The organism is Tritonibacter sp. SIMBA_163 (assembly GCF_046535935.1).
Classification (GTDB): domain Bacteria; phylum Pseudomonadota; class Alphaproteobacteria; order Rhodobacterales; family Rhodobacteraceae; genus Epibacterium; species Epibacterium scottomollicae.
Window position 1 is genome coordinate 1 of the sequence record NZ_JAWJBP010000729.1, and the last position, 259, is coordinate 259.

Here is a 259-nt window from a genome sequence, read left to right on the forward strand (position 1 = left end):
GCTGCCCTATCAGTCGATCGAAGAGGCCGCCGACTTCCTCGGCCTCGCCCCCTCGGTCGTGCTCGACACCGCCACGTTCTACGAGGAGTTCTGGCTCCAGCCCAAGGGCAGGTATGTGGTGTGGATCTGCCAGTCGATCTCCTGCGAGCTGCTCGGCTCGCCCTCGCTGCTCGACGCGGTCAAGGACAAGCTCGGCGTCGACGTCGGCGAGACCACCGAGGACGGTAAGTTCACCCTCATGTCCGTCGAGTGCCTCGGC

The 259-nt window shown here is 65.6% G+C and carries 1 protein-coding gene; it reads left to right on the forward strand.

The window, feature by feature from the left end:
* Positions 1-259, forward strand: a 259-nt coding sequence (locus R0J92_RS24240; RefSeq protein ID WP_411053560.1) for an NAD(P)H-dependent oxidoreductase subunit E, incomplete at both ends; no start/stop codon positions are given.